Source organism: Faecalibacterium prausnitzii, assembly GCF_049532945.1.
Taxonomy (GTDB): Bacteria; Bacillota; Clostridia; order Oscillospirales; family Ruminococcaceae; genus Faecalibacterium; species Faecalibacterium prausnitzii_N.
Genome location: NZ_CP186691.1, coordinates 582571 through 604211 on the forward strand (window position 1 = coordinate 582571; position 21641 = coordinate 604211).

The window sequence follows — 21641 nt, forward strand, 5'->3', positions numbered from 1 at the left end:
GACCCACCACTTCACTTTTCTAAAGGAGAACCACCCTATGAAGAAAAACATTTCCCGCAACCCCTTATGGCCGGACTGGTACAACGGCAAGAAAATTGACGAAGTCCAGTTTGGACGTGCCTTTCTGGAACAGTGGCCGCTGAAATGCGTCAACGGTACGCTGTACACGCTGGACGGCCCGGTAGAGGACGAAAGCGAGATCAAGCAGCGCATCTTGGAAAACATCGAGGAATATGTCACCTCCGGCCTGTCCAAAAAGGTCACCAACATTCTGGAGACCATCAAGCTGCTGGCTTTTTCCGACCCGTTCCCCATCGAACAGGACTGCATCCACCTCCAGAACGGCGTGTACCATCTGCCGGACGGCTCTTTTCAGGAGAGCCGCCTGTTCTGTCAGAACCGCTTACCTGTGAGATATGACCCCAAAGCCGCCAGGCCTGACCGCTGGCTGACCTTTCTGCACGAACTGCTGGACGATGCTGACATTCCCACCTTGCAGGAGTATCTGGGCTACTGCCTGATCCCCAGCACCAAAGGCCAAAAGATGATGCTCATCGTTGGCAAGGGCGGCGAGGGTAAATCCAGAATCGGGCTGGTACTGAAACGGCTCATGGGGGATGCCGCCAGCAACGGCAGTGTCCAGAAAGTGGAGAACAATCGCTTTGCCCGTGCCGATCTGGAACGCCGCCTGCTGATGATCGACGATGACATGGACATGAACGCCCTGCCCAAGACCAATTATATCAAGACCATCGTGACCGCCGAAGCCAAGCTGGACTTGGAGCGCAAGGGTGTCCAGAGCTACCAGCGGGATATTTACGCCCGATTCCTCTGTTTCGGCAACGGTGCGCTGACCTCGCTGTACGACCATTCGGATGGCTTCTTCCGCCGTCAGCTCATCCTGACCACCAAAGACAAGCCTGCCGACCGCACGGATGATCCCTTCCTTGTGGAGAAGATGTGCGCCGAGTTGGAAGGCATCCTGCTGTGGTGTCTGGAAGGACTGCACCGGCTGGTGCAGAACGATTTCCGCTTCACGGTCAGCGAACGAGCCGCCGCCAACGTGGACACCATCAAACGCAGCAGCAACAATGTCATCGACTTCATGGAGTCCGAGGGTTACTTCCGCTTTAAGGCGGACTACTCCATCAGCTCCAAGGAGTTCTATGACATTTATAAACAGTGGTGCGAGGATAACGCCTGTCACAGCGTATCGGCGATCCGTTTCAGCGCAGAACTGCGCCAGAATGACCGCCGCTACAACCTTGAAGCCACCAACAACATCTACCTGCCCGGTGGCCGCAGGGTGCGGGGCTTTGTAGGCATCGAGCCGCTTGTCCACCCCTGCCCGTAAAAAGTGCATTTTTCACGGAAGAAGTTCGTACAACCTGTACGGTCTGTACTTGTACGCACCTGTACGGCAAATTGAAGCAAATTAAAACGTGTTATCGTTTATATTTCAGATTTCTGTACGCCGTACAGACCGTACAGGTTATTTGAAGTCCGTACAGATTTTTTGTACACCCCAAGAAGGAGCGTGATCTATGAAAGCCCAATACGGCATTTTAAGGTTCAAAAAGTACAAGGGGCCTGCCATCAGCCCCATTGAAGCCCACAACGAGCGCACCAAGGAGCAGTACGCCAGCAACCCGGATATCGACACAGACCGGAGCCGCTACAACCTCCATCTGGTGCAGCCGCAGGGCAGGTACCGGGAAGAAGCCGACCGCATGATAGCCGCCGCCCACTGCCGTGTCCGTAAGGACAGCGTGCGGGTGGTAGAGGCTCTTATCACCGCCAGCCCGGAGTTTTTCAAGGACAAGACCAACCGGGAGATCAGAGCGTACTTTGCGTACGCCCTGAAATTTTTGGAGGGCAGACAGTGCCCGGATACCTTTCTCTCTGCTGTTGTCCACATGGACGAGAAAACGCCCCACCTGCACCTCTGCTTCGTGCCCCTGACTGCTGACGGACGGCTGAGCGCCAAGGAGATCATTGGCAACCGCAAGAATCTTGTGAGGTGGCAGGACGAGTTCTGGCAGCACATGGTCAAGCAGTACCCGGAGCTGGAGCGTGGCGAAAGCGCCAGCCAGACTGGACGGGAGCATATCCCGCCTCGTATCTTCAAAGAGATGACCCAGCTGACCAAGCAGAAGGAGCAGTTGGATGCCCTGCTGGTGGGCATCACCCCCTTCAACGGCAAGAGCCGTGCGGCGGAGATCAGCAAGGTGCTGGACAGCTATATCCCGGCAGTGTCCAAAATGCGCACCGAACTGAACCGCTATCAGGTCGCCTTTACGGAGACCGCCACCGAAAATGAAAAGTTAAAAGAGAAGAACAAGACGCTCTCTGCCTCGCTGGACAAAGCGACGGAAGGGAGCGTCTTGAAGCGTCTGGAGGATACCAAGCTGCGGCAGGACTATGAAGCCGCCCTGAAAACGCTGGACAGCATCCCGCCGGAGGTCATTCGATTTTATGAGAACCGCACGCAGGAGCCTGCGATGCGCCATGATAAGTAAGGAGCAATGCCTATGTGTAATAAAATGTACGAGAATGTGAAATCTTTTGATTATACGAAAAAGTCCTTGCAGTCGGACTCTGATCCGGCTACAATGGAGGTGGTCACTCGAACCAATGCCGTCAAGTCTCCGACCAACAGCCCTGAGACCACTAAGCTGGTGTATACGGTGAAGGAGGTCGCGCAGATGCTGGCCATCAGCCAGCGTGCCGCCTACAACCTGTGCAACAGCACCACCGAGTTCCGTGTCCTGCGGGCAGGCGGAAGCATCCGCATCCCGAAAGACAGCTTCGATGCGTGGCTCTACCGGGCAGCTTGATAAGGAGGCAAATCTATGGCATATATCACGAAACGCGGCAGCTCTTACAGCGTCCGCTACACCTATCAGGACGAGCACGGCAAGAGCTGCGACAAATGGGAGAGCTTTCCCACCAAAGAGGAGGCGGTCAAACGCCAGAAGCAGATCGAGCATGAACTGGCGACCGGCAATTTCCTGATTCCGTCCACCGTGACGGTGGCAGAGTTCCTGATGGATTGGCTGCCCAAGCAGTGCAGCAAGCACAAGTGGGCACCGAAAACCTACCAGTCCAATCTGGCGCTCATCCAGAACCTCATCATCCCTTATATCGGGGAGATGCAGATGCAGAAGCTGCGGCCCTACCACATCGAAGCCCTGTACGACACCCTGAGCAAGACCCCCTGCGGGCAGTATGTGGGCGGCAAGCGGCGAGACCTTTCGCCCAAGCAGCAAAAGCGCACCCTCTCCGGCACTACCCTCCATGAGGTCCACCAACTGCTGCACAATTCCTTTCTGCTGGCGGTGGAGTGGGGCATCCTCATCAAAAGCCCCGTTCCGGTGGAAGCGCCCAAAAAGACCACCCAAGAGCGCAGCATCTGGGAGGTGGAGGAGATGCGGGCAGCACTGGACAGCATGGAGGACCCCATCCTCCATCTGGCGGTGCACCTGACGCTGGTGGGTGCGCTGCGGGAAGGGGAGGTGGCAGGTCTGACCCCGGAGGACATCGACTTTGATGCCGCCAACGGCATGGGCACCTTCACCGTCAACCGTTCCATGCAGCGGGTGCAGAAGGACACGCTGGCGCAGGTGGACAAGGGCTGCATCCTCCGCATCTTCCCGGACAAGCTGGAGGGCAGCAAGACCTCCCTTATCCTGAAGGACACCAAGACCGAAGCCTCCTGCCGCACCATCTTTATGACCGCTGCCTTGCGGGAGGAGCTGAAGCAGTGGCTGGAACGGCTGAAACGGGAAGAAACCCTCGACCCGGAACGATACCGCAACAGCGGGATGCTGCTGCGGCTCCCCAACGGTCTGGCGGTAGAGCCGGTGCTCATCCGCAAAAAGTTCCTGAAATGGCAGGATGCACACCCGGAGTTCCCGCGCATCGTCTTTCACGGTCTGCGCCACTCCAGCGCCACCTACCAGTTGATGATCTCCGGCGGCGACATCAAGGCGGTGCAGGGGACTACCGGTCACGCCAGTGCGGATATGCTGGTGAACACCTACGCCCATATCCAGCAGTCCTCCCGTGTAGAGTTGGGCAAGAAGTTTGAAAGCGGCTTTTATGCCAAGCCCGACACCCCCAGCCCGCAGGCTGTACCCGCCGCAGGCGAACCCACCATCTCCATGACGGCTCTTTTGGAATTGCTGAAGGATGCCGACCCGGAAATGAAGGCAAAGCTCCGCCTGGCACTGCTCACCTGATGCAAAAAAGGGCACTGATTGCAATGCAATACAGCGCCCTACATCATCGGACATGGAAAACACCGACCGTGCAAAAACCGTGCAGAAACCGTGCACTCATGGCTTACAAAACAAAAAAGCCATGAAATCTTTCGATTCACAGCTTCCACGGTAGACATTCCTACGCGTTGGGACCCGCGGGCTAAGCAACAGCCCACCGGGCTGATTGCTTACGGCGCTATGCGCCGCCGCCCTGTTCGAGCCCTTCCATCGTGCAGACAAAAAGAAAAACCAGCACACAATGTGTACTGGTTTTTCTTGGTGCGATGGAAGGGACTCGAACCCCCGGCCTACTGATTCGTAGTCAGTCACTCTATCCAGCTGAGCTACCAACGCATACGTTCCGTTCGGAACATGATGTATTTTATCACTCAGACTGGGTTTTGTCAACCGTTTTTTGAAATTTTCTTTGGATTTTTCAGAATTTTATTTTCGTCTTTGAAAAAAGTACGCCGTTTCGTTTTTACGCTTCTTCCGACAGCTGCTCGGCAATGCGGATGCCGGTGGGCGTTGCGGCAAGGCCGCCCTGGCCGGTCTCGCGGAGGTCGGGGGAGAGCAGGCTTCCGACGCGGCCCATGGCGTCAATGACCTCGTCACAGGGGATGGCGTAGTCCACCCCGGCCAGCGCCATATTGGCGCAGGAGACGGCATTCACTGCGCCAACGACATTCCGCTTGATGCAGGGAACTTCCACCAGACCCGCCACCGGGTCGCAGACCAGGCCCAGCAGGTTGCCCAGCGCCATGGCGGCCGCTGCGGAACACTGTTCCGGTGTGCCGCCCTTGAGGTGGCAGAGCGCCGCCGCAGCCATGGCGCTGGCGGCTCCGACCTCGGCCTGGCAGCCGCCCTCGGCACCGGCCAGCGTCGCGCGGGCCGCAATGACCTGACCAAAACCTGCGGCCACGTAGAGCGCTTCGCAGATGGCGGTCTCATCGGCTTCGCCCGCGCGGGCCAGCGGGAGCAGCACCGCCGGGAGAACGCCACAGCTGCCTGCGGTGGGCGCGGCCACGATCCGCTTCATGCAGGCATTGCACTCGGCGGTCTTGAGCGCTTCGGCCGTCACCTCGGCCAGGTAATCGCCGCCGTAGCTCCGGCCTGCCCGATGCGCCTGTTCCACTTTGGCGGCGTCGCCGCCGGAAAGGCCGCTGCGGCTGCGCTGGGCGGGGTCGTAATCCCGGCTGGTGGCCTCCATGACGTGCCACAGATGCCGCATCCCATGGCGGCTCTGCTCCTCGGTCAGGCGGCTCTCCGCCAGGTCGCTGCGCAAAACCGCCTCGGCCAGCGAGATGTTCTGGGTACGGGCTGCTGCCAGCATTTCTTCACAGGATAAAAAAGCCATCGCTCAGTCCTCCGCATTTTCTTCGGGTTCGTCTACGTTCAGGCAGGTCACTTTCAGGATGCCGGGCATCAGCGCAAGCTGCTGCTCCAGCGGGTGGGGGATGTGAGAATCGCATTCCAGCACCATGACGGCGTAACTGCCCGTCCCGGCGCGGAACACCTGCATCGACGCGATGTTGATCCGCCGCAGCGCCAGCGAGGTCGTGACCTCTGCGATGCAGCCGGGGGTGTCTTCGTTATGAATGATGAGGGTGTTGCTGTCGCCGCCGAAATCGGCGGGCACACCGTCGATCTCGGTGACGCGGATGCGTCCACCGCCCACCGAGGCCGCTTTCATCGAAAGGACCCGGCCGGTCCGGCTCGTCAGCCGCAGCACAGCGGTATTCGGGTGGGCCGAGCGCAGCTCGACCGGGTGGATGCTGAACTTCATGCCCTGCTCTCTGGCCAGCTCAAAGCTGTCCGGCAGGCGGGGATCATCCGGGCGGAGGCCCAGCAGACCGGCTACCAGTGCGCGGTCGGTGCCGTGGCCTCGGCCCGTCGTGGCAAAGCTGCCATACAGACCGATGTCGGCATCCACCGGGATATCGCCCAGCAGCTTTTGTGCCGTGTATCCAATTTTGGCTACACCCGCCGTGTGGCTGGAAGAGGGCCCGATCATGACCGGCCCCAGAACGTCAAACAAGCGCATACGATGCACATCCTTTCGTATTCCCTGCAAAAAGCCCCTCATTCCGGCCTGCTCTGGCCGGCAAAAGTGTTCTCTTCGCACTTTTTCTCTTTTTTATTATACCGCTTTTGCCCCACTTGTGCTATAATAACTTTACTAATGTTTGAATTCGCTCCTTTTGGGGCAACACGGAGGTTCGATTTCTATGAAACTGGTAAGCGTGGAAACTCCCGAAAAGAGTGTCTGCAAAATGACCTTCAGCGCGACCGCTGAGGAGCTGGAGACCGCATCCAATGCGGTGTATGAGCGCACCCGCGCTTCTTACACCATCAAGGGCTTTGCCAAGGGCGAAGCGGACCGCGCACAGATCGAGGCTGACCGCGGCGAGCACACCTTCTGGTACGATGCCATCAACGATCTGATGGATCGGGACGTTCCCGCACTGTACGATGCTGCGATGCAGGAGCACGGCTTCCACGCCGTGGATGAGCCCAGCTACGATCTTGTGAGCGTGAAAAAGGACGAGGGCTTTGTGGCCACTGCCACGGTTGCCCTGCAGCCTGAGCTGAACCTGACCAAGACCACCGGCTTTACCGCCGAGTGCGTCACCCCGGAAGTGACCGACAAAGAGATCGACAATGTGCTGGAGCGCCGCCGCGCTGCTGCCGCTGAGCTGGTGCCGCACAAGGGTCCGGCCGTAAAGGGCAACATCGTACATATCGATTACGAAGGTCTGCTGGAGGGCAAGCCCTTCCAGGGCGGCACCGCAAAGAACCAGGCCGTCCAGCTGGGCAGCGGCCGCATGATTCCCGGCTTTGAAGAGGGCATTCTGGGCCACAAGGCAGGCGAGGAATTCGAGGTCTTCGTCACCTTCCCGAACCGTTACCACGCAAAGGATCTGGCCGGTAAACCCGTCGTGTTCAAGATCAAGCTGATCGACGTATGTGTGCGCCAGATCCCTGCTCTGAACAGCGACTTTGCCAAGAAGGTTGCCAATGTGGACACCATGGAAGCCTTCCGGGAACAGGTCCGCAAGCAGCTGCACGACGGAAAGCATGCCGGTGCGCTGAACCGTGCCAAGGATCAGATCCTGACCCAGCTGGCCGATGCTTCTGAGGGCGAACTGCCCAGCGTGCTGGTGGAGACCACCTACCAGCAGCAGATGGAGCAGATCCAGCAGCAGCTGCAGATGCAGCGCCTGAGCCTGGATCGCTACCTGAGCCAGATCCACGAGACCCGCGAGAGCTTTACGGCCAACGTGCACGCTGCCGCCGAGAAGAACACCCGCGCCCGGATGGCCCTGCTGCAGGTCGCCCAGAACGAGAACCTCGTCCCCACCGATGAGGAGATCAACAAGAACCTGCAGGAGCGTGCAGACCGCACCAAGAAGACCCTCGAAGAGGTCAAGGCCGGTATGAACATCCCGATGATTCAGCGCAATGAGGCCATCCGCCGCGCCGCCGACTGGGTGATCGAGCACTCCACCATTGAAGAAAAAGACGCCTGATTTTTTCAAAATCTCATCCCATTCATACAAAAAAGACCCCCTTCCGAGTGGCCGCTCCGAAGGGGGTCTTGTGCGTTACTTGGTCAGGAAGTTGAAGCCCATGACCACGATGCCCAGCACCACCAGCACAATACCGGTGGCACGGTTCAGGGTCTTGGGGTCTGCCTTATTGGCAAACACAGCGGCAATGCGCGCCCACAGCAGGGTGAACACCACGCACAGCGCCAGAACGAAGAGATTGGGCATTCCGCCGATGGCGAAGTGGGAAATGGCACCGGTCAGGGCGGTGAAGGCCATAATGAACACGCTGGTGCCCACGGCGGTCTTCAGCTCGTAGCCCAGCACACTGGTGAGGATGAGCAGCATCATCATGCCGCCGCCTGCGCCGATGAAGCCGCAGATGAAGCCGATGAGCACACCGCACACGATGGACTGGATGGCACGCTTTTTGGCGCTGACACCCTGCATAGCTTCCTTGGTCGTCATGACCGGGCGCACAATAAACTTGATGCCCAGCAGGAAGGTCATGAACACCGAGAAGCCGCCCATGGTGGCCGACGGAAGCAGGCTGGCAAGGTAGCTGCCCACGACCGTGAACACCAGAACGCTGGCCATCATGATGAGGCCATTCTTGATATCCAGATTCTTATTCTTATGATAGGTATAGGCCGAGACGGCACTTGCCAGCACATCCGAAGAAAGAGCGATGCCCACCGCCATGTAAGGGTCCATGTGCAGGAAGGTGATGAGCATGGGGCTGATAACTGCAGCCGCACTCATACCGGCAAAGCCGGTGCCAAGGCCGGCCCCCATGCCGGCAAAAAAGGTCACAACGATCGTAAACAATACATTCATCTTACAGTTCTCCTTCCAGAATTTTATCCAGGTTCCGGCCCATCTGTTCCAGGGTCCCATAAAATACATTCAGCCGTGCTTCGTCGATGCCGTTCAGCAGTCGGTCAAAGAAAGCCTCCTGCAGCGCCCGGCCCCGCTGGATGATGGGCTGAGCCTTTTCGGTGCAGAGCAGCTCGGTCTTGCGGCGGTCGTTCGGCACCGGGCAGCGGGTCAGCAGGCCCTCGTGCACGAGCTTGTCCACATTCACCGAGACGAGGTTCGCTTTGATGTGGCGCACCTCCACGATGTCGCTGGCCGTTTTGTAGGTAGGGTTGTTGGCCAGAAACAGCAGGATATCAAACGCCGTCTGGGGCAGGCCGAGTTCCTGGCACAGCGGCTTGCAGACCGCGCTGTAGGCCAGCGCCGTCTTGTTTGCAAATTCCATGCTGGGGTTTTTCTCTCTCATTTTATCGCTCCATTTTTGAATCGTTCATTTTTGAAGTATTTTAGCACGATTTTTGTGCCTTGTCAAGAGCCTCACACAAACAAAGAGCCTGTGCCCAAATCGCTTCGGGTACAGGCTCTTATTATAAAGAACAGATGTTTTACACGAGCGCCAGCGCGAGCATCCGGACGATGAAGGCTGCCACCCATGCCACCACGCACTGGTTCAGGACCATGACGGCTGCCCAGCGGCCGCCCAGCTCCCGCTTGACCGAGGCCACTGCCGCGATGCAGGGGGTGTACAGCAGGCAGAACACCAGCAGCGGGGCCGCTGCCGCCGGGGACAGCGCCGCGCCCAGCGCAGCGGACGAGCCGAACAGGATGGTCAGGGTCGAAACGACGCTCTCCTTTGCCATAAAGCCGGTGATGAGGGCGGTGGAGATGCGCCAGTCCGCAAAGCCCAGCGGGGCAAACAGAGGCGCGATGCCGCTGGCCACAAAGGCCAAGATGCTTTCCTGCGGGTCCGCAGTCAGGCTGAGCTGCAGGTCAAAGTTCTGCAAAAACCAGATGACGATGGTGGCCGCAAAGATCACCGTGAAGGCCTTCTGCAAAAAGTCCCGGGCCTTTTCCCACAGCAGCTGTGCCACGTTTTTCAGGCCGGGCAGGCGGTAGTTGGGCAGCTCCATGACAAAGGGCACCGCCTCGCCGCGGAACAGGGTCCCCTTGAGGGCAAATGCCGCCAGGATGCCCACCGCAATGCCCAGGAAATACAGCCCCACCATGACCAGCGCCGCATGATCCGGGAAGAAGGTCACGGCAAACAGGCTGTAGATGGGCAGCTTTGCCGAGCAGCTCATGAACGGGGTGAGCAGGATGGTCATTTTGCGGTCGCGCTCCGAGGGCAGGGTGCGGCTTGCCATGACACCGGGCACGGTGCAGCCAAAGCCGATGAGCATGGGCACGATGCTGCGGCCCGAAAGGCCGATGCGGCGCAGCAGCTTATCCATCACAAAGGCCACGCGGGCCATGTAACCGGTATCCTCCAGCATGGAGAGGAAGAAGAACAGCACCACGATGATGGGCAGAAAGCTCAGCACGCTGCCCACGCCGGTAAAGATGCCGTCGATGAGCAAGGAGTGCACCGCCGCATTGACGTTCCAGTTGGTAAGCGCCGTGTCCACGATGCCGGTCAACGCGTCGATGCCCGTTTCCATCAGGTTCTGGAAGAACAGGCCGATGACGTTGAAGGTGAGGAAGAACACCAGACCCATGATGGCGATAAAGGCCGGGATGGCGGTGTATTTGCCGGTGAGGAATTTGTCGATGCGGTTGGAGCGCAGCTGCTCTTTGCTTTCGTGGGGCTTGACCACCGTCTTGGCTACCAGCTCCTGAATGAAGGAGAACCGCATATCCGCAATGGCGGCGGCGCGGTCCAGCCCGCGCTCCTGCTCCATCTGCACGATGATATGCTCAATCATCTCTTTTTCGTTCTGATCCAGCTTCAGGGCTTCCTCAATGCGCTGGTCGCCCTCCACCAGCTTGGTGGCGGCAAACCGCACCGGAATGCCCGCCGCCCTGGCGTGGTCCTCGATCAGATGGATGATGCCGTGGATGCAGCGGTGCACCGCGCCGCCGTGGTCGTCCTCACTGCAGAAATCCATGCGGCCGGGCCGCTCCTGATACTTTGCCACATGAAGTGCGTGGTCTACCAGCTCATCCACGCCCTCATTCTTGGCGGCAGAGATGGGAATGACCGGGATGCCAAGCATGGCTTCCATCTTGTTGATGCGCACCGTGCCGCCGTTGCCGCGCACCTCGTCCATCATGTTCAGCGCCAGCACCATGGGGGTGTCCAGCTCCATGAGCTGCATGGTCAGGTAGAGGTTGCGCTCGATGTTGGTGGCATCCACGATGTTGATGATGCCGGTGGGCTTTTCGCCGATGATGAATTGGCGGGTGACGATCTCCTCGCTGGAATAGGGGGACATGGAGTAGATGCCCGGCAGGTCGGTGACCTCGGTCTCCGGGTGGCCCTTGATGGCACCGCTCTTACGGTCCACCGTCACGCCCGGGAAATTGCCCACATGCTGGTTGGAGCCGGTGAGCTGGTTGAACAGGGTGGTCTTGCCGCAGTTCTGGTTGCCCGCCAGCGCAAAGGTGAGGGTCCTGCCCTCAGGCAGGGGATTCTCCCCCTTTTTGATGTGGTAGCGTCCGCCTTCGCCCAGACCCGGATGCTCCACCATCTTGTTCTCCCGCCGGGCGGGTGCAGCGGCGGGCGCGGCCGCTGCCGGGGTGATCTCGATCTGTGCTGCGTCGTCCAGCCGGAGGGTCAGCTCATAGCCATGGATGCGCAGCTCCATGGGGTCGCCCATGGGTGCCAGCTTGACCAGCGTGACCTCCGCCCCCGGGATCAGGCCCATATCCAGAAAATGCTGGCGCAGGGCTCCCGCCCCGCCCACTGCGTCAATAACGGCACTTTCGCCGATCTTCAGTTCTTTTAATGTCATGGCCAATGCCTTTCTGTTTCGACAGATTGTTAGCTTATAGAAACAGTTTTAATATATGCTAACTGCCCGGCATTGTCAAGGCAGACAGCGAAAAAAAGCCCGCCTCATCCGGTGTGGAACGGACGAAGCGGGCCTTGCATTTTCGTTGGTTTTTTACTTCACAGTGTGGTAGCCATCGGGGTTGTTCTTCTGCCAGTTCCAGCTGTCGGCACACATTTCCTCGATGCCGTATTCCGCCACCCAGCCAAGCTCGTTCTTTGCCTTGGTGGGGTCTGCATAGCACTCGGCAATGTCGCCGGGGCGGCGCGGGTCGATCACATAGGGGATCTCCTTACCGCAGGCCTTGGAGAAAGCGTGGATCACATCCAGCACGCTGTAGCCCTTGCCAGTGCCCAGATTGCAGATGAACAGACCGCAGTTCGTTTCCAGCTTCTTGATGGCGCACACATGGCCGCGGGCCAGATCCACCACGTGGATGTAGTCGCGCACGCCGGTGCCGTCCGGGGTGGGATAGTCGTTGCCAAAGACATGCACCTTTTCCAGCTTGCCCACGGCCACCTTGGCGATATAGGGCATGAGGTTATTGGGGATGCCGTTGGGGTCCTCGCCGATGAGGCCGGACTTGTGCGCACCAATGGGGTTGAAGTAGCGCAGCAGGGCCACGTTCAGGCTGGGGTCTGCCTTGCACACATCCTGCAGGATGCGCTCGGTGAACACCTTGGTCGTGCCGTAGGGGTTGGTGGTGGCACCGGTGGGGAAGTCCTCGGTGATGGGCACACTGGCGGGGTCGCCATAGACGGTTGCGGAAGAGCTGAACACGAAGTTGTGGCAGTTGTGATGGCGCATCACGTCCAGAATGACCAGCGTGCAGTTGAGGTTGTTGTAATAGTATTCAATGGGCTTGGAAACACTCTCGCCCACGGCCTTGTAGGCTGCAAACTGGATCACAGCAGTAATGTCCGGGCACTCAGAGAAGATGTGCTCCACATCCTCGTGCTTGGTCATATCTGCCTTGTAAAAGCGGAAGTCCTTGCCGGTGATCTGCTTGATGCGGTCCAGCACCACCGGAGATGCATTATAATAGTTATCTGCCACAACAACGTCGTAGCCAGCGTTCAACAGTTCGATGCAGGTGTGGCTGCCGATATAACCGGCGCCGCCGGAAACCAAAATTGCCATAGCAAAATACCTCACTTCTCACCGTATTGTGAGCGGGGCGTTTCCCCGTCTCCATCTGCCTAAAGCATACCGCGTTTTGCGGGCAGAATCAAGTATCCATCTTTCTATTCCTCTGGATTTTTGTTGCCTGACAGTTTTCGACTTTTTGATGACGCATGATTTTTCGCATGTTGCCCATGGAGAGACGCCGCACTTTGTGCAAATAGGAGAAAAGCAAAAACAGAGCGTCGGGCCTTCTATGCAGGCCGGACGCTCTGCTGGTTACAGTTTCCCGCACTGCTTGCCGGTGAAAAAGCGCAGGGTGGTGGTGGCGCGGAACACCTTGCCTGCCCGCAGCACCGTGGTGGGGAACTCCGGGTGGGAAGGGCTGCAGGGGTAGTGCTGGGTCTCCAGCGCAAAGCCGCCGTACTTCTGCATGGGCACGCCGCCCTTGCCGGGGGTGGGGCAGTCCTGCAAAAAGTTTCCGGTGTACAACTGGATGCCCGGCTGGGTGGTGTACAGCTTCATGCTGATGCCGGTCTTTTCACTGGTGACCCATGCGCAGATGCTCTGGCTGGAGCCGCGGGCGCGGTCGATCACAAAGCAGTGGTCGTAGCCACCGCCCACCATGGTGGTCTGGGCAAAGCCGGTATCGATATCCCGGCCGATGATCTTGCCCGCCCGGAAGTCCATGGGCGTATTGTCCACCGGCAGGATGTTGCCGGTGGGGCAGGTCTGATTGTTGCCTTCCAGATAGTTGGAGGCATAGATGCGCAGCTTCTGGTTCAGCACATCCCCGCCGCCGTCGAGGTTGAAATAGGTGTGGTTGGTCAGGTTCAGGATGGTGTCGGCGTCGGACGAGACACGGTAGTCCATCCGCAGGGCGTTGTCCTCCGTGAGGATGTACCGCACCGAAACTTTCAGGTTGCCGGGGAAGCCGTCCTCGCCGTCCGGGCTTTCGGCCTCCATGAGCAGGGTATCGCCAAAGGCCTTGACGTCGTAGATCTTTTTGGGGAAGGTGCCGTGCAGATGGTTCCTGCCGTTGTTGGCTTCCAGCTGGTAGGTCTTGCCGCCCACGCTGAAGGTGGCATTCTCGATGCGGTTTGCATAGCGGCCCACGAACGCGCCGCAGCAGGTGCTGCCGGAAGAGTTGAAATCCTGTTCGTAGTCGGCAAAGGTATCGTGGCCCAGCACGACATCCACCGGACCCTGTTTTGTGGGGACAAAGATGTTTTTGATCACGCAGCCATAATTCAGCACACTGACCGCCAGCCCGCCAGGATTCGACATGATGTATTCATTGACCTTTTCGCCGTCTCTGGTCACACCGAAGGGCTTGGAGCGGATCTGTGCCATTGGGCATTCGCCTCCTTTTTCGAAATGTTTGGATACCACACTCTCGGTTATATCCTTTATTATTATGATTATATCACAATTTGCATCTTCTGTGTGGACAACTTTTTAGGTTTATCAGCCAATATTTCGAGATATTTTTTGGTGAAAATGACCCGCTCCGGCCGATCCGAAGGGGAATGCCCCGGTCGGCCGGGCCGCAGGCAGCAAAAGAGCCGCCCGCCTGGAACGGCGGACGGCTCTGGGGAACTTCAGGTTCAGCCCTCCGGCTGTGCGGAGGAGGACTGGGCGATATACTCGGCTGCATCGTCCGGGATGTCGTCCAGATCATCGTCGCTGCCAACATCCACGTTGAGCGGCGGCTTCTTGAACAGGATATCGTACAGCACCGGAACGATATACAGGGTCATCAGGGTGGCGTAGCTCAGGCCGCAGATGATGACGATGGCCATGCCGCTCATCAGCTGGCTTGCCATATCGCCGCTGAACACCAGCTGCAGCATAGCCAGCACGGTGGTCAGGGTGGTCATGAGGATGGGGCGCATACGGGTCTTGCCGGTAGCCACCAGCGCAGCGCGGCGCTCCATGCCGCCAATGCGCAGCTGGTTTGCATAGTCCACGAACACGATGCCGTTGTTGACAACAGTGCCCATCAGCACGATGAAGCCCATCAGGGAGATCATGGTGAGCTGCTGGCCGGTGATCAGCAGGCCCAGCAGGCCGCCGGTAAAGGCCAGCGGCACCGTGAACAGCACGATGAAGGGGGACAGCAGGCTCTGGAACTGTGCCACCATGACCAGATATACAAAGGGCAGGGCCAGAGCCATCCACTGCACCATTTCGTTCACCATGAAGTTGACGGAGTCGGACTCGCCGCCCATCGAGAAGGAGCAGCCCTCCGGCATCTCATCGGAGAGGGCGAACTCGTTCAGCTTCTTTTCCAGAACACGGGCCTGCACGGTGGTGTTGTAGCCGTCCAGCGTGTCGGCCGTGACGCTGACGTACTGGGTCTGATCCTCGCTGGTGATGGAGTCCGGCGCACTGCCGGTATCCCAGGTGGCCATATCGGCCAGGGTGCAGGTGCCGGTGCTGGTGGTGCCGTCGGCAGACATGACGGTGGTCTCAAAGGTAAGCTCCATCATGTTTTCCTTGGTGACGGGGTCCAGATTGTCCGTGATCTGGACATCCATGGTGGTGCCGTTCACCGTGACGGGGGTCTGGGCCGTGGCGGTGGTGGTGAGCTTTGCCGCGATCTGCTGGTACACCTGCGCAACGGTCAGGCCGTAGGCGCGCACCTTGTCGCGGTCCACCTTCAGGATGATGGTGGCATCGCCGCTGCCAAGGCCGTTGTCCGCATTGGCAAAGCCCTCGGTATCGTTGACGATGTCCACGACCTTCTCCGACAGCTGGGAAAGGGTCTCGGCATCGGCACCGTAGATCTTCACGCTCAGGCCGGTGGCCAGCTGGCTGGTCAGCTCCTGCATTCCGCTGATCTCGACCTTGGCGGTGCAGTCCTCGATGCCGGAAAGGGCATCTTCGAGCGCCTGCCGGGCCGTCTCGATCTCGGAAGAGGAGAGGGATTCATCCAGCATGACGTTGACCTGATAGGTTCCGTAGCTGTTGGCCGCGTTCAGCAGGTCGGTAATGGCGGTGGGCAGGCCCAGCTGGCTGATATCCAGACCGGCCATGCTGGTGTCGGTGGTGATGCCCACCTCTTCCACATGGTCCACCTCCAGCATGGCCTCCACGGCCTTGCCGGCAATGGCGTAGGAATCCTCCTTGCTGAGGTCCTTGGTGGTGCTCAGGGTCACGATGGCCTCGTTGCTGGTGATGCTGGGCAGCAGCTCCACACCCATGTTCAGCACCTGCCAGCCGCTGAACACCAGCAGTACCACCGCCGCGATCAGGGGCAGGGCACGGTGCCGGAAGCACCACTCCAGGCTCTTGGCGTACTTGTCCTGGATCTTGTCGAACCACTTCAGCTGCTTGGGCTCGGCCTTTTTCAGCACGGTGGAAGCAGCCGCCGGGACCACCGTGAGCGCCACGATGAGGGAAGCCATCAGGCAGTAACCGATGCACAGGGACATGGGCATCATCAGGCTCTTGACGATGCTCGACGAGAAGACGACGGGCAGGAAGACGCAGACGGACGTCAGGGTAGACGCCACCACCGACATGCCCACCTGTTTTGTGCCCTGCACGGCAGCGCGGGCCGCAGGCACGCCGCGGCTGCGCAGACGGTAGACGTTCTCAATGACGACCACCGAGTTATCCACCAGCATACCAATGCCGAGGGAAAGGCCGGCCAGGGTCATCACGTTCAGGTCCAGCCCGGTAAAATACATGAGCACCACTGCGAACAGAACGGACAGCGGGATGCTGATGCCGACCACGAGGGTGGGCTTGATATCCTTCAGGAAGATGGCCAGCACGATGATGGCCAGTGCAGCGCCCACCACCATGCTGGTGAGGATGCTGTTGATGACAATGGTGATGTAGTTGCCCTGATTGGATAGCACCACCATGTGCAGGCCGTCGTACTGGGCTTCCAGCTCCTGGAAAGCGGACAGGCAGTTGTCCGACACTTCGCTGGCGCTGGAGGTGGCGCCCTTGTAGATCTTCAGCACGGCCGCGCGCTCGCCGTTCAGGCGGGTGTAGCTGGCCTCGGCGTTGTCGATGACCTCAACGTCGGCCACGTCCGACAGGCGGACATCCCCGAAGCCGTCCACATGGAGCAGCAGGGCGCCGGAGATATCCTCGATGCTGTCGTATTCCTCGCCGACCTTCAGCAGCCAGCTCTTGCCGCTGGAATCCTTGACGTAACCAGCGGGCATGGAGAAGTTCTGCGCGTAGATGAGCTGGGCCAGTGTGTCGATGTCCAGCAGCTTGGAGACGTCGGAGCTGGCCATCGCCTTTTCTTCAGCGTCCGCGTAGGTCTGCTTTGCCTCGGCGAGCTGCTTTTCGTACTCGTTCAGCATCTCGCGGGCCTCGGTAAACTTCATATAAGCCTGCATCTGCTGCTGCGAGAAGTTGCCGATGGCGTCCGAGAAGGTCTTGGTCAGGCCCGGCACATTGTCCATGGCCTTGATGACGTCGTTCAGGGTATTGTAGACCGTGTTCAGGCTCTGCTGCACCTGCAGATCATCGGCCAGGTCTGCCGCCGTGCTGCCCTCAGTGCCGGTCTCGGTGTTCACGCGCTCCTGCAGCTTCTGCAGCGCACCGGTCAGCTTATCGGTGATATCCCGCAGCTCGGTCACGATCTCAATGAGGGAGTCGATGTCCTTCATGCCCGTCTCGTTGAACTTGTCCATGACCTTCTGCAGACCGTCGCGCACCTCGATCAGGGCCTGCTGGATCTCAGGCTCCTTGACCACAGCGATCAGGCTGTTCACGCTCTCCAGAAGAGCCTGCGCCTGTTTGCGCACCACCTCGATGGCGTCGCCGACCTGGCCGCTCATCTCCTGCATCATGGTATCCGAAACGGTATTGCTGTAATTCTTGAACTGGCGGTTGTATTCCTTGCGGCCCGCTTCGATCTGGGCCTCGGCGCTCTCCAGCTGCTTGCGCGCATCGGCCAGCTGGACGTCGATCAATTCCAGCAGCTTTGCGTTGATCTCGTCGATCTTATCCTGATTGAGCTGCACCTGCACCAGCTTTTCGATCAGGCCGTTGGTGGACACACTGGAAACGCCGCCCTTGCGCTCCACGTAGGGCACGAGGGTGTCGCTGACGAACTCCGACAGGTCATACACATCGCTGCCCTCGCGGCTGACAGCCACCGTCATGAAAGCGTTCATGTTCAGGCTGTACTCAATGATGGAGGGGGTCAGGCAGGTGCTGGGCAGGTCGCTTTTGGCCTGATCCAGCTTGTTGGACACCTTGACCAGCGCGCTGTTCATATCCGTATCCTCGGTAAACTCCATCAGCAGCAGGCTGTAGTTTTCTGCCGAGGTGGCGGTGACTTTTTCCACACCCGCCACGGTGCCCAATGCGTTCTGCAGCACATCCGAGACCTCGCTCTCCACGCGCTCCGGGCTTGCACCAGGATACACGGTGACCACCATCAGATACGGTGTGTTCACGTTGGGCAGCAGGTTGGTCTGCATGTTGCTGATGGACACAAAGCCCAGCATCAGCACCATGATGACCGCCACCAGCACCGTAAACGGCTTTTTGACACTGAATTTTTCCATTTTCTCCTACCGTTTCTTTGCTTGCGCCGTGCGCTCCACGGCCAGCGCCCTCAAAAGGGCAGTCTTACATAATTTCTATTATACACAAGGTCTGAGGGGTTGCAAGGGTGCCGGGTGAATCTTTTGCAAAATTTAGTCAGTTTTCGCTAGAGATACGGCTCAGCCGCCGGGATTGTTGCAGAGGAATTTGATTTTTCATAGAAAATTGCACTCAAGTATGTTATACTGTTTCAAGAATGGCTCTTCAGGCTCAGATCTCTGAGCGTTTCAGAAAATAGAACGAGGACAACTATGAAAAAAGTCATTTCCGTCCGTTTCAAAGAGAACGGCAAAAGCTATTATTTTGATCCCGCCGGGGCCGACATCAAAACCGGCGAATATGTGATCGTGGAGACCGCCCGCGGCGTTGAGTGCGGCGAGGTGGTGCAGGGCGTGAGGGAGATCGCCGATGCGGCAGTGCCCAAGGCCCTCAAGCCCATTACCCGCATGGCCGACAGCGTGGATATCCGCCGGATGCGCCAGAACCGTGAGGACGAAAAGCGCGCCTACCGCACCTGTCAGGAATGCATTGCCCGCCACGGCCTGGAAATGAAGCTTGTGGAGGCCGAGTATACCCTAGACCGCTCCAAGATCATGTTCTACTTTACCGCCGATGGCCGCGTGGACTTCCGCGAGCTGGTCAAGGATCTGGCCGGTATCTTCCACACCCGCATCGAGCTGCGCCAGATCGGCGTGCGGGACGAGAGCAAGATGATCGGCGGCCTTGGCATCTGCGGCCAGCCCTTCTGCTGCAGCCGCTTTTTAAAGGACTTCCAGCCCGTCTCCATCAAGATGGCCAAGGAGCAGGGCCTTTCGCTGAACCCCACCAAGATCAGCGGTGCCTGCGGCCGGCTGATGTGCTGCCTTGCCTACGAGGAAAACGCCTACGAGTACCTGAACAGCATCATGCCCATGGTGGGCAGCACCGTGCGCACGCCGGACGGTCTTGGCACCGTGCTGGAGGTGAACCCGGTCTCCGGCTATCTGCGGGTGCGCTGCGGCACCGAGAGCCTTTCGCCCCGTTACTATAAGGTGGGTGTGTGCGAATATATCAGCGGCGGCAAGCGTGCGCCCCGCCGCCCGGACCCGGACGACGATTACTCCGGCGTGCGCAACCCGGCCCCGGTGGTGGCCGCAGCCGACGCCAATGGCCGCACCGGCTGTGGAAACTGCCCCAAAAAAGAGAAATAATTCCCAGAAAAACAGTGGGAAATCACGGTAGTTAGTATCATAAAACTAACTGTATTTCGTGATTTTCGCTAAAAATCTCTCTCAATTTTCCCCCAAAGTTAGCCTGTGCTTTTGTGCAACCCAACAAAAAACAAAAAAACGTCTTTTCGTTGGCACGGTTAGTCTTGCCTTTTCATTTTTGGTTTGCTAGAATGCAGACAAGGAAGAATTCCGGAGAGGCATGCTGGTACCGTGCGAGGGCAGGCGTCTCCTAAACATTGGCACGGGAAATAAAGGAGAGTTTATTATGGCACACAAGGTTTCTGACGCATGTGTTGGCTGCGGCGCTTGCGAGGGCGCTTGCCCGGTTGGCGCTATCACCGTTGATGGTGTTGCTTCTGTGAACGCAGACGCTTGCATCGACTGCGGCGCTTGCGAGGGTGCTTGCCCCACCGGTGCTATCACTGCTGAATAATTTTAGCAGCTAAAAACGCATCAAAAGCAGCAGGCCTGTCCAAAACAGGTCTGCTGCTTTTCTTTCATGCACAATTTTCCCGGCTTTTCGGCCCCGATATTTTGGTAAAGGATGCAGCTTGCAGATATGGAACATTCCACCGAGATTTTGTATAATAAAACAGAAGTCTTCTGTTCTGCGGTCCACCGGTTCGGCTCAGACGCGTTGCTGCTGGCCCGCTTTGCCGAGCCAAAGCGGCTCCAGCGCGCGGCAGACCTGTGCTCCGGCTGCGGCATCGTGGCGCTGGAATGGCACGACCGCGGCCACCGCGGCCCCTGCGCAGCCATCGAGCTGCAGCCGGAAGCCAGCGCCCTGCTCTCCGAGGCGCTGACGGCCCAGAACATCGACCACATCACCCCCGTCGCACCGACCTGCGCACCTTCCGCGAAGGGGAGGGCAGTTTTGACGTGTGTGCGTGCAATCCGCCCTATTTCACAGCGGGCTTCCAGAGCAGCGACCCCGCCCGTGCCACAGCCCGCCACGAGACGGACTGCACACTGGAAGATGTCTGCCGCTGCGCGTTCCGCCTGCTCAAAGACGGCGGGCGGCTCTCACTGTGCCACCGGCCGGAACGGCTGGCGGAGGTGCTGGCGGTGCTACGGGCTTCCCGGCTGGAGCCGAAGCGGCTGGCCTTTGTAAAGAACAAGGCGGACGGCGCGCCATGGCTCTTCCTTGTGGAAGCGCAGAAGAACCGCAAGACCGGCCTGCGCATTGAGCCGGACGTGCTCCTTTCGACCGGAGCGGCCTTGTACGGGAAACAATAAATTTTGGAGGTACTCCCCATGGCAGGAACCTTATACATCGTCGCGACCCCCATCGGCAATCTGGACGATATGCCGCCGCGCGTAGCGGCCACCTTTGGCGCGGCAGACTTTATTGCCGCCGAGGACACCCGTGTGACCATGAAGCTGCTGAACTTTCTGGGCCTGAAAAAGCCCATGGTCAGCTACTATGAGCACGCCCTGCAGAAGGGTGAGGGCATCCTGCGCCGCATTGAAGCAGGCGAGAGCTGTGCCCTGTGCAGTGATGCGGGCATGCCCTGCGTCTCCGACCCGGGCGAGGTGATCGTGCGGGATGCGCTGGCCCGGGGCATCAAGGTAGTGCCAGTACCGGCGGCTTCCGCCTGCGTCACAGCGCTGGCCGTGTCCGGGCAGGACACCTCCCGCTGGGTGTTCGAGGGCTTTCTGCCCGTGAACAAAAAGCAGAAGCGGGAGCGGCTGGCCGAGCTGCAGGGCGAGAAGCGGACGGTCATCTTTTACGAAGCGCCCCACAAGCTGCGCACCACGCTGGACGATCTGGCCAATGCCTTTGGCGCAGACCGCAGCATCACCCTGTGCCGGGAGCTGACAAAGCTGCACGAGGATATCTGGAAGACTACCCTCGGCGAGGCACAGGCCCACTACGCCGGGAACGAGCCGCGCGGCGAATACGTTCTGGTCATGGCCGGAGCGCCCGCTGCCGAGGCCGAAGAGAGCCTGACGCTGGAGCAGGCAGCGCAGCGGGCGCTGGAGCTGACCGGGCAGGGCTTTGGCCCCACCGCCGCAGCCAAGGCGGCCGCGCAGGGCACCCCCTACTCCAAGAGCGAAGTCTACAAACAGATGCTGGCGTTGCAGGCCGGCGAAACGGAAGAATAAATT

The 21641-nt window shown here is 59.1% G+C and carries 18 protein-coding genes and 1 tRNA gene; 9 read left to right on the forward strand and 10 right to left on the reverse strand.

Features of this window, described 5'->3' with window-relative positions:
* The first annotated feature begins 37 nt into the window (after nucleotides 1–37).
* The 4 genes from ACNQFG_RS02910 to ACNQFG_RS02925 all read left to right on the forward strand — a co-directional run bounded on the left by ACNQFG_RS02910 (nucleotide 38) and on the right by ACNQFG_RS02925 (nucleotide 4241).
* Nucleotides 38–1354, forward strand: a complete 1317-nt coding sequence (locus tag ACNQFG_RS02910) for a DNA primase family protein (RefSeq protein WP_423405910.1) — start codon at nucleotides 38–40, stop codon at nucleotides 1352–1354.
* A gap of 190 nt (nucleotides 1355–1544) precedes the next feature.
* Nucleotides 1545–2519, forward strand: coding sequence for a MobV family relaxase (mobV, locus tag ACNQFG_RS02915; protein ID WP_423405911.1), 975 nt, complete (start codon nucleotides 1545–1547; stop codon nucleotides 2517–2519).
* A gap of 24 nt (nucleotides 2520–2543) precedes the next feature.
* On the forward strand, nucleotides 2544–2837 hold the full coding sequence (locus tag ACNQFG_RS02920) for a helix-turn-helix domain-containing protein (protein WP_112091502.1): 294 nt from the start codon (nucleotides 2544–2546) through the stop codon (nucleotides 2835–2837).
* Between the two features lie 15 nt (nucleotides 2838–2852).
* Nucleotides 2853–4241 carry a site-specific integrase gene (locus tag ACNQFG_RS02925; RefSeq protein WP_423405912.1) on the forward strand — a complete coding sequence of 463 codons (1389 nt, stop codon included), beginning with the start codon at nucleotides 2853–2855 and terminating at the stop codon, nucleotides 4239–4241.
* A 298-nt stretch (nucleotides 4242–4539) separates the two neighbouring features.
* On the opposite strand, the gene ACNQFG_RS02930 is transcribed toward ACNQFG_RS02925, so the two are convergent.
* The 3 genes from ACNQFG_RS02930 to sdaAB form a co-directional block, all read right to left on the reverse strand.
* A tRNA-Arg gene (locus ACNQFG_RS02930) sits at nucleotides 4540–4616 on the reverse strand.
* A 127-nt stretch (nucleotides 4617–4743) separates the two neighbouring features.
* Nucleotides 4744–5619: an L-serine ammonia-lyase, iron-sulfur-dependent, subunit alpha gene (gene sdaAA / locus ACNQFG_RS02935; RefSeq protein ID WP_423405913.1), complete on the reverse strand. Its 876-nt coding sequence runs from the start codon at nucleotides 5617–5619 to the stop codon at nucleotides 4744–4746.
* Between the two features lie 3 nt (nucleotides 5620–5622).
* Complete coding sequence (sdaAB, locus tag ACNQFG_RS02940; protein WP_423405914.1) at nucleotides 5623–6306, reverse strand: L-serine ammonia-lyase, iron-sulfur-dependent subunit beta; 684 nt, start codon at nucleotides 6304–6306, stop codon at nucleotides 5623–5625.
* 184 nt (nucleotides 6307–6490) lie between these two features.
* Here sdaAB and tig point away from each other — a divergent pair, with 184 nt between their 5' ends.
* Entirely contained in the window at nucleotides 6491–7792 is a 1302-nt protein-coding gene (gene tig / locus ACNQFG_RS02945; RefSeq protein ID WP_423405915.1) for a trigger factor, read from the forward strand.
* A 75-nt stretch (nucleotides 7793–7867) separates the two neighbouring features.
* Here the strand turns inward: tig and ACNQFG_RS02950 are convergent, their stop codons facing one another.
* The 6 genes from ACNQFG_RS02950 to ACNQFG_RS02975 form a co-directional block, all read right to left on the reverse strand.
* Nucleotides 7868–8647, reverse strand: a complete 780-nt coding sequence (locus tag ACNQFG_RS02950; RefSeq protein WP_423405916.1) for a sulfite exporter TauE/SafE family protein — start codon at nucleotides 8645–8647, stop codon at nucleotides 7868–7870.
* Nucleotide 8648: 1 nt separating this feature from the next.
* Nucleotides 8649–9092 carry a MarR family winged helix-turn-helix transcriptional regulator gene (locus tag ACNQFG_RS02955; RefSeq protein ID WP_423405917.1) on the reverse strand — a complete coding sequence of 148 codons (444 nt, stop codon included), beginning with the start codon at nucleotides 9090–9092 and terminating at the stop codon, nucleotides 8649–8651.
* Nucleotides 9093–9231: 139 nt separating this feature from the next.
* Nucleotides 9232–11577: a ferrous iron transport protein B gene (feoB, locus tag ACNQFG_RS02960; protein WP_423405918.1), complete on the reverse strand. Its 2346-nt coding sequence runs from the start codon at nucleotides 11575–11577 to the stop codon at nucleotides 9232–9234.
* 153 nt (nucleotides 11578–11730) lie between these two features.
* Nucleotides 11731–12756: a UDP-glucose 4-epimerase GalE gene (galE, locus tag ACNQFG_RS02965; protein WP_005937424.1), complete on the reverse strand. Its 1026-nt coding sequence runs from the start codon at nucleotides 12754–12756 to the stop codon at nucleotides 11731–11733.
* A 261-nt stretch (nucleotides 12757–13017) separates the two neighbouring features.
* Nucleotides 13018–14091 (reverse strand): aldose epimerase family protein, encoded by a 1074-nt coding sequence (locus ACNQFG_RS02970; protein ID WP_423405919.1) that lies wholly within the window; start codon nucleotides 14089–14091, stop codon nucleotides 13018–13020.
* A 254-nt stretch (nucleotides 14092–14345) separates the two neighbouring features.
* Nucleotides 14346–18281: an efflux RND transporter permease subunit gene (locus tag ACNQFG_RS02975; protein ID WP_423405920.1), complete on the reverse strand. Its 3936-nt coding sequence runs from the start codon at nucleotides 18279–18281 to the stop codon at nucleotides 14346–14348.
* 291 nt (nucleotides 18282–18572) lie between these two features.
* Between ACNQFG_RS02975 and ACNQFG_RS02980 the strand changes: the two genes are divergently transcribed.
* Both ACNQFG_RS02980 and ACNQFG_RS02985 read left to right on the forward strand, forming a co-directional pair.
* A complete protein-coding gene (locus ACNQFG_RS02980; RefSeq protein ID WP_423405921.1) occupies nucleotides 18573–19511 on the forward strand; it encodes a PSP1 domain-containing protein in 939 nt (312 codons plus the stop codon).
* Nucleotides 19512–19797: 286 nt separating this feature from the next.
* Complete coding sequence (locus tag ACNQFG_RS02985; protein WP_005937576.1) at nucleotides 19798–19965, forward strand: DUF362 domain-containing protein; 168 nt, start codon at nucleotides 19798–19800, stop codon at nucleotides 19963–19965.
* A 195-nt stretch (nucleotides 19966–20160) separates the two neighbouring features.
* Here ACNQFG_RS02985 and ACNQFG_RS02990 read toward each other — a convergent pair whose 3' ends face one another.
* Entirely contained in the window at nucleotides 20161–20355 is a 195-nt protein-coding gene (locus tag ACNQFG_RS02990; protein ID WP_423405922.1) for a hypothetical protein, read from the reverse strand.
* 56 nt (nucleotides 20356–20411) lie between these two features.
* Here ACNQFG_RS02990 and ACNQFG_RS02995 point away from each other — a divergent pair, with 56 nt between their 5' ends.
* Both ACNQFG_RS02995 and rsmI read left to right on the forward strand, forming a co-directional pair.
* Entirely contained in the window at nucleotides 20412–20768 is a 357-nt protein-coding gene (locus ACNQFG_RS02995; RefSeq protein ID WP_423405923.1) for a hypothetical protein, read from the forward strand.
* 18 nt (nucleotides 20769–20786) lie between these two features.
* Nucleotides 20787–21638 carry a 16S rRNA (cytidine(1402)-2'-O)-methyltransferase gene (gene rsmI / locus ACNQFG_RS03000; protein WP_423405924.1) on the forward strand — a complete coding sequence of 284 codons (852 nt, stop codon included), beginning with the start codon at nucleotides 20787–20789 and terminating at the stop codon, nucleotides 21636–21638.
* Nucleotides 21639–21641: the final 3 nt, after the last annotated feature.